Origin of the sequence: Acinetobacter sp. 1294243, assembly GCF_000588015.1 — a bacterium.
In the GTDB taxonomy this organism is placed as follows: domain Bacteria; phylum Pseudomonadota; class Gammaproteobacteria; order Pseudomonadales; family Moraxellaceae; genus Acinetobacter; species Acinetobacter pittii.
In genome coordinates this window covers 90,212-107,047 of record NZ_JFXG01000004.1, presented here as the reverse complement: position 1 = coordinate 107,047, position 16,836 = coordinate 90,212, and the positions used below count along the sequence as shown (strand labels likewise).

Below are 16,836 nucleotides of genomic sequence, written 5' to 3'. Positions count from 1 at the left end.
TAGTTTTGTCACAAATTATTGCTAAATTCATTTTTATAGACTTTTCTGCAATGAAATTGTCATAATTAATCTTTGTAATAAGCCTGTCATAACTACAAAACGGTTCACCGTTAAATCTATAGGATATTGCGTTGTGAAAGATGACTATATTTTAATTGTCGATGATGAGCTTCCTATTCGTGAAATGATCCATACTTCTTTGGACATGGCAGGCTTTCAGTGTTTACAGGCAGAAGATGCCAAACAAGCTCATCAAATTATCGTCGACCAACGTCCGGCGCTTATCTTGCTTGATTGGATGTTACCTGGAGGCGTAAGTGGTGTCGATTTATGTCGCCGCTTAAAACGCGATGAGAATTTAGCAGAAATTCCAGTAATTATGCTGACCGCTCGCGGAGAAGAAGACCATAAAGTACAAGGTCTTGATGCGGGTGCAGATGATTACATGACGAAGCCTTTTTCAACACGTGAACTGGTTTCACGTATTAAGGCAGTTCTGCGCCGCGCGAATGCATTAAGTGGTGAAAAAACAATTGATGCCAATGGTTTAATTCTTGATCCTGTAAGCCAACGTGTTAGCTTTGGTAACAGTATTTTAGATATGGGCCCAACTGAATATCGCTTACTTGCGTTTTTTATGACCCATCCAGAACGTGCATATACGCGTGCCCAGTTGCTCGATCAGGTGTGGGGCGGTAATGTATATATTGAAGACCGCACTATCGATGTGCATATCCGTCGTTTGCGTAAAGTGCTAGAACCTTTTGGTGTTGACCGATTTGTTCAGACTGTACGTGGAACTGGCTACCGTTTCTCAACACGTGCAGATTTAGCCGCAGGTTAACCAAGATTTATGTATGAACCCTACCCCGTCCCTGAACAGGTACGTGAACAAAAGCTTTCTCGCTACAGTAGTTTATGGACGTTTGCCAAACAAGATTTACGGCTTTTATTATTTTTTCTAATTATTGCCGGTTTAGTCGGTTTCGGTATTGGGTATTTCTGGAGCTGTATTTTTATCGCCTTCGTGGTGTTTTTTACACTCCAGTTGCGTTCTTTATATCTGGTCAATGACTGGATTGCCAATAAACCTTATGACGTTCCTCCAAACCTTAACGGGATTTGGGGGGCATTGTTATTTAATGTTTACCGTGCTCAGCGTCAGGAACGAATAGTTCAGGCCGAAATGGTCGGTTTAATTGACCGGGCTCAGTCTTCATTAGTTGCTCTTGCTGAAGCGGTTGTACTCATTGATGACCAACATCAAATCGAGTGGTGGAACCCTGCTGCGGAACGTTTGTTAGGAATCAGTCCTCTCGACCGTGGCCGCAACTTATTAACGATTTTACGTCAGCCAACCTTTATTGAATATTTTAACAATATTGATCAGGCACCTGATGGAATTAAGCTTCACTCAAATTTTGATGATGACCGTTATGTGCAGGTTAAACTCACAAGATTTGGTGGAGAAAGTCGTTTATTGGTGGCTTACGATGTGACTCGTATGCACAACCTTGAGCAAATGCGTAAAGACTTTGTCGATAATATTTCGCATGAGCTTCGTACCCCATTAACCGTGCTCAGTGGTTATATCGAAACCTTTACCGATCAGGAAGATATTAGCCCACGCTGGAAACGTGCATTTGACCAGATGCAATCACAAACCAAACGTATGAATGCGTTGGTCAATGATTTACTACTGTTATCAAATTTAGAAAATAATAAGAAAATTGCAAAAAACCAGATTATTGAAATGCCGAGTTTAATGAATCAATTGTTTGATGATGCTCAGGCCTACAATGCCGATTATGGACACACGCTCAATTTACATATTGATAGCCACTGTGACCTGATTGGTTCCGACATGGAAATTGCCAGCGCATTTAGTAATTTAATTACCAATGCCATCAAGTACACGCCAAAAGGTGGAACCATTACGATTGGTTGGCATGATGATGGTGAACATGCATACTTTAGTGTGCAAGACACAGGCATCGGAATTAACCCTAAACATTTGCCACGACTGACTGAACGCTTCTATCGTGTTGATAGCGACCGTAGTCGTCAAACAGGTGGAACAGGTTTAGGCTTGGCAATTGTAAAACACGTGCTGATGCAACACGGCGCTTATTTAGATGTGCAGTCTAAAGAAAACGAAGGATCAACATTTACCGCAGTTTTTCCAAAAGAAAGACTATATAACATGACCTAAATTTGCCCCTCTCACATTCAAAAAGCCGACTCATGAAAAGTCGGCTTTTTTGTATTATTTAAACCAATTTACTTAGAATTCGAGCAATACGATTTTGTCTGATTTTTCTCTATTACGTTTAAAAAACTAGTGGCAAAAGTATTGCTCTGGCGTAATGCATCACGGTGATCACCATCATCAATCGTTTGATAAATAGTTGGTTTTTTTAATTTACATAGCTGCTGATAATAAGCAGATGTCCCTCTAGGGTCGACTAAATGATCTTTAGAGCCTTGAACAATCATTAACGGCACAGTCGGCACCATATTTTCAATAGACTGCTGTTTTAAATAAGCCAAAAGAGGTTTTAAATCTGCATTATGGCGAAATATGCTAGAAGGAGACTTCTTCAAATCAGATTGAAGTTCAGATAAACAACGACTGCGCGCTTGCGTTAGCACCGCATTCATTTCTGGACTGACTAAGTTTTCAGGAACAATGCTTGGTTCGGCTGCTTGTGCTCCCAATAATACAATCGGGAAAAATGCTGCCACACTAGGTTCTGGGTTCGGATTAGTTTTCACATATTCTGCAATGCCCTCATATTGATAGCCGCCTGGCGCAAGAGCGATTGCCCCTTTTAAATCTAATTCGGGAGCATCTTTTTGACCATAGGCAGACACTGCAATTGCTGCAGCCCCGCCTTGACTATGCCCCATCACCAACCACTGTTTATTAAAGCTCTTGGGCTTAAGCATATGTAATGCACGCACTGCATCAACCACTGTATGCAGTTGGCTCTTTGCATTCATATAGGGATGTGCGCCTAATGTACCTAAACCTTGATAATCAGGTGCAACAACTGCATAGCCACGTGCAAGCCAACCATCTAAAGCTTTGGAAGCAACTTCTTGGTATGAGTGAACTGGCCCACCCACATAGTCGCCCGAAGGTGCACAAGTATCAGCAACTCCAGTAGTACCATGCGCCCAAGCAAGTATCGGCCAGCCATTCTTTGGTGGCGTTCCTTTTGGTAATAAAATAAAAGCCGATGCAACAATAGGTTCGCCCTGAATACCTCGACTACGATAATTGACCAACAAACGCTGATCTGCATGAGGAAACAAATCCGTCACAGCTTCCTGTTCTAGCGACAATATTGAACCCGGTTTTTCGCTCACAATTTGCTTACCCAAATCTGTAATTGGAGCAGCCATAGCAGAACCAGATGCCAAACAAATACTGCTAAATAAAATTTTTAAAAAAGAATTACTTTTTCTAATCAAGGGATTACTCCTCTATTATTTAAATTACATCTAATTAAATAATTAATTTATAAAATATAAATTACCATAGAATCTTCTATATTTATATTCAACTTAAAATAATTTACATTTATATAGTCTCTTAAAATCTCATTAAATATATTTTAAAGAATATGTATTATAAATATCGTTGTAAAAATTAATCCAATTTTAATAATAAAAAATATATGCTGATATTTTCTTAATTACGACAGCGATTAAAATGCCAAAACAAAAATTTATACCCTACCTGATTTTTCTTATTCTCGGTTCTCTATCTATCCATAGTTTTGCAGATGTACAAGTATATGGTCCGGGTGGGCCAGCACCCGCTATGAAAGAAGCCGCCAAACAATTCACCAATAAGACAGGAATAGCCGTTCATGTGACTTCTGGTCCTACTACTCAATGGTCTGAAAAGGCAAAACTAGATGCAGATATTATCTATAGTGGTTCCGAAGCCATGATGTCTGATTTCGAAAATACATTTTCTGAGCAAATTATAAAAGACTCGGTAGAACCTTTATATTTACGCCCCGCAGCGATTTTAGTGAGAAAAGGAAATCCTAAAAATATTAAAGGATTTAAAGACCTCGCTAAATCTGGCATTAAGGTTTTAGTTACACATGGTGCAGGTCAAGTCGGTATGTGGGAAGATATCGCTGGCAGAACCGGAAATATTCAATTAACAAAAGCTTTTCGAAAAAATATTGCCACCTATGCAGCCAACACAGGTATTGCCAAGAAAAAATGGGAAGAAAATAGCAGCTATGATGCTTGGTTAGTCTTTAATATTTGGGGAATCAGTAACCCAGATGTTGGACAAGTTATTCCTATCGAACCAGAGCTAGTTGTCTATCGCGACACAGGTGTAGCCTTGACTAAACATAGTTTAAAAGATGCCGAGGCTAAACGTTTTGTAGAGTTTCTATCTTTACAACAAGGCAATACTATTTTCAAAAAATATGGTTGGACTAAATAATTAAAAAGGGAGCCAAGCTCCCTTTTATTTTTTAAAATTATTCACTCTAGTTCACCTAGAATATATTCGTTTCAAATTAAATATACGCCTACAGCATATAAACTTCCCAGCATTAGACAAAAAGCTGAGCTGACATACCAAAATAAATCACTATTACCAACAAATTTTGACTTTAACCATGGAAAAGCAAAACCACGGATAAGAAAAACCGCTGCAACAAGCGACAAAATAATTTTGGTAAAAGGTAATATCTGTATTCCCTTTGCTGCAAAGAAGGCATATGTAGCACATACTGTTAGAATTAATCCTACACTTATAGCTGTAAAATTAGGATACCAGTGTCCTCTTTCAACCATCTGGACAATACTTTTACCAGCCCCTAAAAACCGAAAACCATTTGCTCCCCAAAACACACAAATAAAATGAAGTAATGCGGCACAGAATGTTAATAGTGCAGCCAAATATAGTAGAACGTTAGGAAGTGATTGCATTAGATTTTATACTAATCAATATATGTGAGATTTATTATACTTAATTATAAAATATATAAAACTTATAAATAGTTAAAATAAAATTAACTTGGTATTTAATATTTTAAATACCAAGCTTAGGTCATCTCAATTATTTACTCTCAAACTCTTTAAAATCAGCTTTTCTGATTTTTGCATGAATACCTTTGGTTTTATCTACCACTTGTGAAACTTCAAAATCAGTCGCGGCACTTAAATAGGCATACGCTGTCGCTTCATCAATACCGTATTCTTGGTTTAAGAAACGAATGGCTTCACGTGTAGATTTCTTCATCGCTTCATCAAGATCTTCATCTAGACCCGGTGTAATCCAAAATTCAGCATTTTCAGCTAAAGGTTGTTTTAAATCTTTGCCCGGTATTTTGTCCTTACCTGCTTTGAGTAAGGTAAATTTCAGCGTGGCGCGGGCTGAAGCTTCTAGTGCCGTTAATGCCACTTCCCCATCGCCTTGCGCGAAATGGCTATCACCCGTATAGAATAATGCACCTTTGACTTGAACAGGATAATACGCGGTTGAACCTGCACCTAGTTCATTAATATCAATATTTCCGCCATACATTGCAGGTGGTACAGAGTGAACAGGCTCAGACGTATTGGCTGCTACCCCCATAATTCCCATAAAAGGATAGAGCGGAAAACGTATTGATTTACCAGATTCTGTTTTTAATACACCTTCGTATTCACCTTTAGCATTTTTTTCGATTGGGGTGAAAATCGATACATTTCCATAACGTTCAGGATGCTCAGCCGATGCATTTTCTTGCTTTGCTTTTTTAGGAAACTCCCCTACTAAAGCACCTTTACCATGTCGATTTGAAATCACACCGTAAGGAACACGTGGCTCAACTTTAAGTACTTCAACTTTCAGAATATCACCGGGCTGTGCACCTTCAATTGCAACAGGGCCTGTCACAATATGCGGCCCATCTTTATGAAAATCATGCTTTAAATTTGACTGCGTAATTATTTTTGCATCTTCCAAGATTTCATTAGATTTGACACCTTTCGATTGAAAGAACTTTTCAGCATTACGCCCTTGGTCTTCAAGCAAACCTTCATGAGAAACCGTATCAAATGTCACAACACTACCCGACGGAACAGTAAGCACGGGTTTAGCATCTCGATTTGGTAAATAGCCCCATGTAATGGTATTTAAAGTAGATGGAACGTAATAATTACCTTTATATTCTCCATTTTGAAGTTGAGTAGGTTGTTTTGAAATTTGATTTAAAACTTTAAAATCATTGGCATGGGTGAGTGAAATACAAAGTACAGATAAAACCGAAGCTGTCAGGCGTTTAACTTTTAACATGATTTCAGAACCTAAAAAATATGAAAGTTACAGTAAAGTCCTGAACAAGTAGCAAGCATTGTGCCAAGGCTAAAGTTGTGTAATATCTAAAAAGCATTTCTTGCTTATAAAAAAATAAATAATTTTTTAGATTTAATAACTTATCTTCAAATGAAATTAAAACCTCGACTTAAGTCTAACTTAAGTATTTCATTCTATTTTTATTTATTAATTTTTAATCATATTAATATTTTTGCTCTCTTCAGATACATATTTATAGACTAGCTTATATAACGTACTCATTTAGATCACTTAATAATAATTATATTTCCATATAATATAAATCCAAACATAATTATATATTTTAGGTTTATATAATTTAAATCAAAAAAACCCTGAATAATTAAAGTCAGGGTTTACTTGTTTTTAGGGAGCTATATAACGGACTAAACGGTATGTCCCATGCGCTCGCCCATTACAACTACAGACTCAGCTTTAAAACGTTGTTCCCATTCGATCTTATCTTTTTCAAATAAAATAACAGCTGTAGAACCTAAATAAAAACGTCCAAGCTCAGCACCTTTCTCTAGCTTTAACTGATGATGTTGTAATTCGATACGGCCTGAAGGTTTTACCTTGCCTGTTGCCACAGTTTCAATACCAGCAACAATCATCGCACCTACTAGAACAACAGCCATACGGCCAAGTTCAGTATCGAACAAACACACCATGCGTTCATTACGAGCAAATAATCCCGGTACATTTTCAGCAGTGACCTGATTTACTGAAAATAGCTCGCCTGGCACGTATAACGTTTCTGTTAATGTCCCGGCAAACGGCATATGAACACGATGGTAATCACGCGGTGATAAATAAACTGTCGCGAACTCACCGTCTTGGAATGGTTGAGCAAGTTGTGGATCGCCAATGAGTTTCTCTACAGAGAAACTTTGACCTTTTGCTTGAAAGACTTCACCCGCAGTAATTTTACCAATTTGGGAAATTGCGCCGTCCGCTGGTGAGACAATGCTATCTGTATTTTCATCAATCAGACGTACACCCTCTTTTAATGCACGGGTAAAAAAGTCATTAAAAGATTTATATTTCAGTGCATTGCCTTGTTCAGCAATCGATAAATCAATCCCATATTTAGCTTTAAACGCATGAATAACAGCGTTTTTCACAACTGGATTTTCACTCGCAGCAACTTTACCTACCACACGGCTCAATTGATGCTGTGGTACAAGGTTTTGTGCCTTAATAAATAATTCTTTTTTTAATCGAGATGTGAAACTCACGACGGTGATTCTCCAGTAATAATAGGACTATCGAGGCGATTGCCCCATTCACTCCACGCACCATCATAGGCTTTTGCTTCCCAGCCCAAGAGTCTAGCCAGAATATAGGCCAAACCGGAACGGTGATGTGACTGGCAGTACACAACTACAGGTTGTTGTAAATCGAACCCAAGTTGTTCAAGGCGCTGCCGCGTGCGTTCAAGCGGATGCAATTTTAGATGATTTTGACGATTAAGTGCAGTACTCCATTCAAAATGGAGGGCATTTGGAATGTGACCGCCGCGTCGCGCTGCTAAACGGACACCACTATATTCATCACTCGTACGGCAATCCCACAATTGCACACTTTCTTGTTCAACTTGTTTGCGTAACTCTTCATAGTTCACACGGAACTGAGCGGCATGTGATAAATCAATTTGAATTAAGTCTGCAACAGGAGAAACTTTTTCGACTTCTGCTGTGGTTGGTAAGCCTGCCCCTAACCATGCATGGATACCACCGTTAATTAAACTGGTACGGGTAAATCCTAAGCAATGCAAATTCCAGATTAAACGCCCAGCCCATGCCCCGCCTTCATCGTCATACACTACAACATGATGATTAGGTGAAATATTCAATTTTTTAATCAGTGCTTGTAAACCCGCTTCATCCGGCAAAACACCAGTTGCTTCTTCATGCTGAGCCACTAACCATTTAGGCTGTAAATGAATGGCATGTGGAATATGGAGTTGTTCATAAACCGATGCACGGCTCAAATCTATAATGCGAATATATTCATTGCCTAAATAAGGCACTAATTCTTCTGCTTCTATTAATAAATCGAGTTTAAAATCAGGGAGTGTCATCGTCATGGTTTCTTTTTATACCAGCTTATTTTCAATCTTAGCATAAGCATATATCTAACAAACTCTGATTTTCTGCTACGCTTTAGCAGAAAATCAGATATCAGCATTCTCACTTTTAAAAATAAAAAATAGCGAGACTACATTTTACTTAAACCGCTTCTTCAAGTTCTTCGATTTCAAAAACCTGACGTAAATAGGCCAAGAAAGTATCGTTGTCAGTCATGGTTTTACCCGGACTATCTGAGATTTTCGCAACTGACTGACCATTACATTCAACCAGTTTCAACACAATATTCAGCGGCTTTTGCCCCATGTCGTTGGTTAGGTTAGTTCCAATGCCAAAACTCACCTGAAAACGATCTTTAAAGTATTGATGCAATTCCCATGCCTTTGGCAAATTAAGGCCATCGCTAAAGGTCAGCATTTTGGTTTTGGTATCAATTTTTAATTTACGGTAATGTGCATACGCCTTATCGCCCCACTCATACGGGTCGCCACTGTCATGACGTAAACCATCAAAGAGTTTGGCAAAATACAGGTCAAAATCGCGTAAGAAAGCATCCATCCCTACCACATCGGTTAGGGCAATTCCTAAATCTCCACGGTACTCTTGTACCCACGTTTCCAGAGCAGCTTTTTGGAAATCACGCAAACGTACATCAAGTGCCTGAAAAGCTTGTAGGAACTCATGTGCCATGGTCCCGATTGGTGTAATGTTAAGCTCTTTAGCCAGCAACACATTACTTGTACCACGGAACACATTTGGTACAGTTTTATGAAATGCCGCTACGACATGTTTTTGCCAAGCAAAGCTATAACGACGACGTGTACCAAAATCAGAAACTAAAAACGGTGGATCATTTGGTTGTTGAGATTTTTCATATTGCTGAATCAAATCGAGTTTTGCTTGTAATCGGCGTTCGCCTTCGGCCCAAACTTGGTCTGTTTTGATACGACTAAAATACAACTCGTTTACAATCGCCAGAACAAAAATCTCGAACATCATCGCTTGGACCATCGGTCCTTCAATATGAATATCTAAACGACCTTCTGCATCAATACTAGCCTGAATAAAACGACGTTTGAGTTGGAATAATTCTAAGTAATCGACAAAGTCGCTTTTAATAAAGCGTAATTTTCTTAAATATTGTAGCTCGTCTTCTTTATATTTGAGATTACATAAATGGTCGAGTTGCTCGTTTAAGTCATCCAAAATATCCACTAATGGATAGACTGTATCTTCTAAGTTTCTGCAACGAAAATGATAGACACTATGTGTTTGCGGGAATTTATGCAGAACCACTTGTAGCATCGTAAATTTGTACAAGTCTGTATCTAGTAAAGAATGGATAATTGGAGACATAGTCAATGATTATTCGCTTGCTTCTTAGCATTAAAGCATATTTTTATGGATGAATTACGAGGTTTTATACCATTGTTGCAGTTCCATGAAATTTCCTTTTAAAAATCATTTAATTTAAATTCTGCTAAACTACGTTAATTCAATTAATTATAGAAATTTGCTTTAACTATGCGCGCTTTAATACAACGAGTTCTTGAAGCCAAAGTGGTTGTAGACGGTGAAACTACAGGCGAAATCCAACACGGCCTACTGGTGTTTTTAGGCATTGGCCGAGATGATACTTTGGCTATTGGTCAAAAGCTTATTGATAAAATTTTGAAATATCGAATTTTTGATGATGAACAAGGCAAAATGGGCTGGAACGTGTCTCAAGCAAATGGTGGAATCTTGCTTGTGTCACAATTTACCTTGATGGCACAAACACAAAAAGGTCTGCGTCCAGACTTTGGCCCAGCAATGCCACCTAGCGACGCAAAAGCGTTATACGAACAATTGGTTGAATATGCGCATTCTCAATTTGAAAAAGTTCAAACTGGAATTTTTGCAGCCGATATGAAAGTTCATTTGATTAATGATGGTCCAGTGACATTCAATCTAGAAGTCGAAGCATAGACATAAAAAAACTCCCAAAATGGGAGTTTTTTTATATTTGGATATTAACGTCCAGTTTTCTCTTTAATAAAAGCACGTGCCTGACGTACTTTATCTTTTACTGGTTTTGGCAACTTAGGTGGAATGAGCTTAGCAACCTGGTTGAACCATACCAACAAGCTGAAGTCACCTTCCATTTTAATGCTGCCATCTTGCATACCCGTCATAAATGCTGTTGGGTCACCTTTGATCAAAGTTTTTACACCTTGCTCACTGTCTGCAAATTGCAAAATAAAATCAGCTTTTTCAGGTGCGCCTGCAACAGTATCAATCTGACCATTATTAATAATGATCTGACGTGCAACACCTAAATCTGTACCGATCTGAATACGAAATGCACGGTCATGAATCAGTTCAATAAACTTAGGGCTAGTACGCGCCAACTGCTTCATACGCAGCACTAAACCTGCTACCAACAAATCTAATGGGTCTGTACTGACATCAACAAGAGGTAACTTGACTACAGGTATGGAAGAAAGTTTCATGAACATTCACGCCTATTGTATTTTTATGAAAACTTTAGAGCAAAACTTAGCAAGGTCATACCATTGCCTATGTTTTATGCATCAATTGATATTTTTTAGCTGGCAACGCAATCTAGATGAAACGTCAACAGACCCATCTATCGTAGCATAACTGGCTATTTTTTAATAAATGCTTTGTATAATAAAAATCACGTTTCGTAAATGAAAAAGGCATGCTGTGCATACCTTTTTACCGTTAGATAACAATTTAATTATCGGCTAGAACATTGCTGCTGATCATCTTCATATACTGGCGTGTGTTCTATATATTGGCGATTTGCCAATGCCTTTTGTGCTTGTTTATCCTCACGTAACAAAATAAATGTAACCATTACCATCGCTAGACTTAATGCAGTTAAATAACTATATGTGACTGGCATTTCAAAAGTGACTTGAACTCCAAAACGGACCACTTCCAATAGCCCCCAAAAGAACATCCCTGCAAGCATAAAACCAAGCCAACGACGGTAAGGAGAAAAGAAAACAGCAACAAGCGCGACAGCAATTAAGCTGAATCCGGCGATAGCGGCAAAATTCGCTGTTACCATAGAAACCTCCGTCTTAATGAAAACGTCTAAAAACATTCGGTCTTTAATACCCGACCTCATTCCAAAAACAACTTTAATTCATGATTTGTGTTGAAGCTTACGATGCATTATGGATGTTTTTTTTTAGAAAAAAAGACCCGTTTTTTCTTAATGCGACATACTTTGTCGCAACATTCTTTTGTCATTACATTTTTGTAAAATTCAAAAAGTTCGATTCCCTATATGGCATCAATTCTGGCGTGTCATTACAAAAAAATATGCCGTTTTTAAGGATCAAAATAAGTTTTTTTCAGATTTTTTTATTGCCTTTTTTCTGTGCAAAATTTTGTCATAACTTGCTTGTTTTTATGACTATTCTGCATAAAAAAAGCGCTACTCTGAAGTAGCGCTTAAAGCTTATCCATATAGGTTAAGCACGATTTAAATCTTTATCATGCATACCGAGTAAATAAAGCACACCATCTAAACCAACACTTGAAATCGCTTGATTTGCGTTTTGGCGTACTAATGGTTTTGCACGATAGGCAACACCTAAACCTGCGATCGCAAGCATCGGTAAATCGTTTGCACCATCGCCTACTGCCATCGCTTGCTCTAGAGAAATCCCCATCTTATTTGCAAGCTCGCGTAATAACTCAGCTTTACGGGCACCATCTACAATCGCACCTTTCACTTCGCCTGTTACGAAACCGTCTTGGACATCTAAAATGTTAGCGTGAACTTCATCAATACCGAGTTTGCCTTGTAAATACTCAGCAAAATACTGGAATCCACCAGATAAAATTGCCGTTTTATAGCCAAGTGCTTTTAAAGTCGAGATAAGACGCTCTGCACCTTCGGTAATGGTTAAACGCTCTGCAATTTTAGGTAAAACAGCAGCATCAAGACCTTTTAATAATGCAACACGGGCACGGAAACTTTGCTGAAAATCAAGCTCACCTTGCATCGCTCTTTCAGTGATTTCAGCAACTTGTGCGCCTACCCCTGCTTCAATCGCCAACTCATCAATCACTTCTTGTTCAATTAACGTTGAGTCCATATCGAAACACACCAAACGGCGATTACGTCGATAAGCGTTGTCTTCTTGAACAGCAACATCGATATTTAATTCGCTTGAAAGAAGTAAACATGCAGCTCGCATGGCTTGTGCATCTAAAGTTGGGCCGCTACTTAGACCAAACTGTACACAGGCACGACGTGGGAATGCACTATCCTTTTCAAAGTCTACACGACCTGATAAACGCGTTACTGTTTCGATGTTAAAGCCTTGGCTAGACACAATTTTTGTAACTGCTTGTAAGTGTGCCGCAGTGAGTTCTGGAGCTAAAGCCGTGACGATATAACGAGTCCGACCACCTTCACTTACCCATTGATCGTATTCTGCGCCCGTGATTGGTTTAAAGCGCACTGTTAAGCCAATATCATGTGCTAAAATCAGAATCTCTTTCATTGCCAATGCGGTCGCAGTTTCATTATCAGAAGCGACTACAATGCCTAATGTAAGTTGATTATGAATAACAGCCTGACCTACATCCAGTATTTGCAATGAATGTACGGATAGTACTTGCATTAATCGGGTAAACTGGTTTGGTTGGTCCGGTCCTAAAAAGGATATAAGAATGATTTCTCGCATGAATTGACTCTAGTCTGAGTGACAACTATTGTAAGAATCATAATCGAATTTCAATATAATTGCCTTGGAAGTTTAACTTGATTGCGCCTAGACAAGGGCTATTTGCTAGCCTACTGATCGTTAGTTTTGCATTGCATACCTTTTTATTGGTCATTGCAACGACACACCAGCTTAATGAAAACCGTGCGAGTCAAGGTCAGCTCATGACCAGTCAGCTCGTTGCAGACAGCTTATCCGAGCTTGAACCTGCTAATACGGTGTCTTTGGCTCTGATTGCCAATCGCTATGCGACCAATCCAAGTGTTGCGTCTATTCGCATTCTTGATGCAAACAAACAGGTTCTAGCAACGAGCGGAATTTCAAAAACCCGCCAAGGCGAAATTTTTGCTCGTGATGCCCTTCAAAATGAAAAGAAAGTCGGATCTATTGAAGTTACGTTGATTCAGCCAAGTATCGGAGAAATTCTTCGTACTCAATGGCTTGCAATTTTAGCTTCTCTGTTTTTGCATGTTTTATTGTGGCTTGCCTATCGCGCGATTGCTCGTCCAACACGAAGTGAATATTTGGCACGCATTAATGAAGAAAACCGCTTGAAGCATGAAATTCAGCAGTTAACTCAAGCATTGGCTCTAGAAAAACAAAATACGGTAACCTTGGTTGCACAAGCTCAGCAACAAGCTAAAGCGAAACCAGCAGCTCGCCAACAAGCCGAAAAAACTTCAGATTCAGCTGACCAACATACGTTGGCACTCAATATTCAGTTTTATGACCCTAAACAGTTATTAAGCAGTGTTAACCAATCGGTATCTGTTCCTTATTTCAAACTCTGCCAGCTCTTTTTAAACAAGAGTATTGAGTTATGCGTTAAGCATTACCAATTGAAACTCACAGATATTGAAGTAGTAGATGAGTTTAATGCCGACGGTGCGACACTTGCGATTTCAACCTCTCATACGCATGCCGTAGAATGTCTACTTATGATTGGAACAGTATTCCAATTACTTTCAGATGTTTTATATAAACGTTACCGTGAAGATAAACGCTTTGCGCTGCAAACTCGTAGTGCAACATGTAATGCTGTAGAAGCTATGCAAATCGATGCAAAAGAAGCTGCTCAACGTTTAGCACAGCATCTTCACGCTAAAGAGTCTGCTTTATATCTCGAAAATGAACAGCTCAAAGCAATTCAAGACAGCTACCAACTTGTTGCTATGCCAAACCCAAGCAATGTGATGACACGTCATGCATTTATGATCAATGGTATGAATGCAGAATGTGCTGAACTTGCTCAAAATATCCGGACTGAAATTTTAATGGGAAAAAAATCAATCCCACAAAGTGATAGTCCAAGTAGTGCAGCTTCATAAAAAGTAACTACGCGCATCAGAACCTAGCCTTTTGGCTAGGTTTTTTTATTTAAATTCATACCTTTTATTTAAAACTACTCCTTTTTCTTATGATTTATTTGTATAAATAAATCTCGATCTATTCTTAGAGGTCACAAATTTGGATAAATCAGAATCATAGGCAAAATTCTCTAAACAGCGTAAACTATGCAAAATTTATTAAATAGAAATTGTCTTACGACAAAAAAAGGTGAAAGCGAATGCCGCTGAGTCGTGTTGAAGATCTTGTCGCCGATATTCGTGCAGGCAAAATGGTTATCTTGATGGATGACGAAGATCGCGAAAATGAAGGTGATCTTGTCATTGCAGCAACGCATGTTCGTCCTGAAGATATTAACTTCATGATTACCCATGCACGTGGTCTAGTTTGCCTAACGCTAAGCCGTGAGCGCTGTAAACAGTTAAACCTTCCGTTGATGGTTGACCAAAACGGCGCTCAGCACAGTACAAACTTTACCTTATCAATCGAAGCCGCTGAAGGTATTACCACGGGTATTTCAGCAGCAGAGCGTGCACATACAATTCAAGCTGCTGTCGCAGCGCATGCAAAACCAACTGATATCGTACAGCCGGGTCATATTTTCCCGTTAATGGCTCAACCAGGCGGTGTTTTACATCGTGCAGGCCATACCGAAGCAGGTTGTGATTTAGCTCGTTTAGCAGGCCTTGAACCGGCTTCTGTCATTTGTGAAATCATTAATGAAGATGGCACAATGGCACGCCGTGCAGATTTAGAAATTTTTGCCGAGAAGCATGGCTTAAAAATTGGTACAATTGCGGACTTGATTCACTACCGCATGACCAATGAGCAAACGGTTGAACGTCTGGATCAAAAAACCATTCAAACAGAATATGGTTCATTTGAACTTTATCGTTATCGTGAGATTGGTAACCCGGACATTCATTTGGCTTTAGTTAAAGGCGAGCCAAAAGAAGGTGTTACAACAGTACGTGTGCATGGTTTTAGTCCAATTCGCGATTTGCTTAAGCTAAATAAAGCTGATGGTGAACCTGCGTGGAATTTAGACCGTGCCCTACAGACGATTGCAGCGAGTGATCGCGGTGTTTTAGTCTGGATCGGACAAGATCATTTGCAAGACTTGGGACCAGCGTTGGATGATTTAAATAAGCCAAAACCGGTGAAATCCAATGCAGCACTTTCACATCAATATCAAACCATTGGTGTCGGTGCTCAAATTTTGCGTGACTTAGGTGTTGAAAAAATGAAGCTTCTTAGCTCACCATTACGTTTCAATGCTTTATCTGGCTTTAATTTAGAAGTAGTGGAATATGTCACTGCTGATCAAATCACAACGAAATAATCGAGGTTGCTATGGCAATTCGCCGTATTGAAGGTTTATTACATCTCGCAAGCGAAGGTCGTTATGCGATTTTAGTGGGTCGTTTCAACAGCTTTGTTGTTGAACACTTATTGGATGGTGCAATCGACACATTAAAACGTCATGGTGTAAATGAAGATAACATTACTGTTATTCATGCTCCTGGCGCATGGGAACTCCCGATTGTTGCTAAAAAATTAGCTACATCAAACCAGTTTGATGCCATTATCGCACTTGGCGCAGTTATTCGTGGTAGCACACCACACTTTGACTTCGTTGCTGGTGAATGTGCAAAAGGTTTAGGTGTAGTCGCGTTAGAAAGCAGCTTGCCTGTCATCAATGGTGTATTAACTACTGATAGCATCGAGCAAGCCATCGAACGTTCAGGTACAAAAGCAGGAAACAAAGGTAGCGAAGCTGCTTTAACTGCAATTGAAATGGTTAATTTATTAAAGGCAATTTAAAGCATGTCTCAAACACTGCAAGCCGCTTATGCAGCAAAACGTAAAGCACGTCGTTTTGCTGTACAAGGTATTTATGAGTGGCAAATGAGTCACAACCCTGTACATGAAATCGAAGCACGCACCCGTGCTGAAAATGCAATGCACAAGGTAGACTTAAACTACTATCACGAACTTCTAACACAAGTGATTGCACAGCACGAAGATCTTGATGCATTACTTATTCCGGTTCTTGACCGTGAACTTAGTGCACTTGATGGTGTAGAGCTAGCAACATTACGCTTGGGTGCTTACGAGTTACGTGATCATTTAGAAGTACCTTATCGTGTCGTTCTAGATGAAGCTATTGAACTCGCTAAACACTTTGGTGGAGCAGATAGCCATAAATACATTAATGGCGTTCTAGATCGTTTAAGTTCAACACTACGTAGTGCTGAAAAACAACAAGCAAACTAATAGGTTTGAAGTT

At 39.1% G+C, this 16,836-nt stretch carries 18 protein-coding genes; 9 read left to right on the top strand and 9 right to left on the bottom strand.

Going from position 1 to position 16,836, the window contains the following annotated elements:
• Positions 1–133: 133 nt before the first annotated feature.
• Entirely contained in the window at positions 134–844 is a 711-nt protein-coding gene (gene phoB, locus J655_RS11235; protein WP_000650776.1) for a phosphate regulon transcriptional regulator PhoB, read from the top strand.
• A 9-nt stretch (positions 845–853) separates the two neighbouring features.
• Positions 854–2,212 (top strand): phosphate regulon sensor histidine kinase PhoR, encoded by a 1,359-nt coding sequence (gene phoR, locus J655_RS11230; protein WP_002121907.1) that lies wholly within the window; start codon positions 854–856, stop codon positions 2,210–2,212.
• A 68-nt stretch (positions 2,213–2,280) separates the two neighbouring features.
• On the opposite strand, the gene J655_RS11225 is transcribed toward phoR, so the two are convergent.
• Entirely contained in the window at positions 2,281–3,477 is a 1,197-nt protein-coding gene (locus tag J655_RS11225) for an alpha/beta fold hydrolase (protein WP_032006664.1), read from the bottom strand.
• Between the two features lie 241 nt (positions 3,478–3,718).
• Between J655_RS11225 and J655_RS11220 the strand changes: the two genes are divergently transcribed.
• Positions 3,719–4,477: an AcfC family putative adhesin gene (locus J655_RS11220; RefSeq protein ID WP_032006663.1), complete on the top strand. Its 759-nt coding sequence runs from the start codon at positions 3,719–3,721 to the stop codon at positions 4,475–4,477.
• 71 nt (positions 4,478–4,548) lie between these two features.
• Here the strand turns inward: J655_RS11220 and J655_RS11215 are convergent, their stop codons facing one another.
• The 5 genes from J655_RS11215 to pncB form a co-directional block, all read right to left on the bottom strand.
• Positions 4,549–4,968 carry a hypothetical protein gene (locus J655_RS11215; protein WP_032052376.1) on the bottom strand — a complete coding sequence of 140 codons (420 nt, stop codon included), beginning with the start codon at positions 4,966–4,968 and terminating at the stop codon, positions 4,549–4,551.
• 130 nt (positions 4,969–5,098) lie between these two features.
• The gene (locus J655_RS11210; protein ID WP_032006661.1) at positions 5,099–6,319 is read right to left on the bottom strand and encodes an acetamidase/formamidase family protein; all 1,221 of its coding nucleotides are present in this window, start codon (positions 6,317–6,319) and stop codon (positions 5,099–5,101) included.
• 425 nt (positions 6,320–6,744) lie between these two features.
• On the bottom strand, positions 6,745–7,596 hold the full coding sequence (asd, locus tag J655_RS11205; RefSeq protein WP_032006660.1) for an archaetidylserine decarboxylase: 852 nt from the start codon (positions 7,594–7,596) through the stop codon (positions 6,745–6,747).
• On the bottom strand, positions 7,593–8,441 hold the full coding sequence (locus tag J655_RS11200) for a sulfurtransferase (RefSeq protein ID WP_032052375.1): 849 nt from the start codon (positions 8,439–8,441) through the stop codon (positions 7,593–7,595). Before J655_RS11200 ends, asd begins: the two co-directional genes overlap by 4 nt.
• Positions 8,442–8,589: 148 nt before the next feature.
• The gene (gene pncB / locus J655_RS11195; protein WP_017398994.1) at positions 8,590–9,804 is read right to left on the bottom strand and encodes a nicotinate phosphoribosyltransferase; all 1,215 of its coding nucleotides are present in this window, start codon (positions 9,802–9,804) and stop codon (positions 8,590–8,592) included.
• Between the two features lie 168 nt (positions 9,805–9,972).
• Between pncB and dtd the strand changes: the two genes are divergently transcribed.
• Positions 9,973–10,416, top strand: coding sequence for a D-aminoacyl-tRNA deacylase (dtd, locus tag J655_RS11190; RefSeq protein ID WP_032005029.1), 444 nt, complete (start codon positions 9,973–9,975; stop codon positions 10,414–10,416).
• A 44-nt stretch (positions 10,417–10,460) separates the two neighbouring features.
• On the opposite strand, the gene J655_RS11185 is transcribed toward dtd, so the two are convergent.
• Positions 10,461–10,940, bottom strand: coding sequence for a hypothetical protein (locus J655_RS11185; protein WP_002119134.1), 480 nt, complete (start codon positions 10,938–10,940; stop codon positions 10,461–10,463).
• Positions 10,941–11,191: 251 nt separating this feature from the next.
• Positions 11,192–11,527, bottom strand: coding sequence for a ciprofloxacin tolerance protein AciT (gene aciT, locus J655_RS11180; protein ID WP_002119105.1), 336 nt, complete (start codon positions 11,525–11,527; stop codon positions 11,192–11,194).
• 113 nt (positions 11,528–11,640) lie between these two features.
• Here aciT and J655_RS25700 point away from each other — a divergent pair, with 113 nt between their 5' ends.
• Positions 11,641–11,913, top strand: a complete 273-nt coding sequence (locus J655_RS25700; protein ID WP_017481842.1) for a hypothetical protein — start codon at positions 11,641–11,643, stop codon at positions 11,911–11,913.
• A 23-nt stretch (positions 11,914–11,936) separates the two neighbouring features.
• Here J655_RS25700 and serB read toward each other — a convergent pair whose 3' ends face one another.
• Positions 11,937–13,160: a phosphoserine phosphatase SerB gene (serB, locus tag J655_RS11175; RefSeq protein WP_005804373.1), complete on the bottom strand. Its 1,224-nt coding sequence runs from the start codon at positions 13,158–13,160 to the stop codon at positions 11,937–11,939.
• A 59-nt stretch (positions 13,161–13,219) separates the two neighbouring features.
• On the opposite strand from serB, the gene J655_RS11170 reads away from it, so the two are divergent.
• The 4 genes from J655_RS11170 to nusB all read left to right on the top strand — a co-directional run bounded on the left by J655_RS11170 (position 13,220) and on the right by nusB (position 16,823).
• Positions 13,220–14,527, top strand: coding sequence for a hypothetical protein (locus J655_RS11170; RefSeq protein WP_080612948.1), 1,308 nt, complete (start codon positions 13,220–13,222; stop codon positions 14,525–14,527).
• Between the two features lie 239 nt (positions 14,528–14,766).
• Entirely contained in the window at positions 14,767–15,888 is a 1,122-nt protein-coding gene (gene ribBA / locus J655_RS11165; RefSeq protein WP_002119278.1) for a bifunctional 3,4-dihydroxy-2-butanone-4-phosphate synthase/GTP cyclohydrolase II, read from the top strand.
• 11 nt (positions 15,889–15,899) lie between these two features.
• Complete coding sequence (ribE, locus tag J655_RS11160) at positions 15,900–16,370, top strand: 6,7-dimethyl-8-ribityllumazine synthase (protein ID WP_002119264.1); 471 nt, start codon at positions 15,900–15,902, stop codon at positions 16,368–16,370.
• Between the two features lie 3 nt (positions 16,371–16,373).
• Entirely contained in the window at positions 16,374–16,823 is a 450-nt protein-coding gene (gene nusB, locus J655_RS11155; protein WP_002119137.1) for a transcription antitermination factor NusB, read from the top strand.
• Positions 16,824–16,836: the final 13 nt, after the last annotated feature.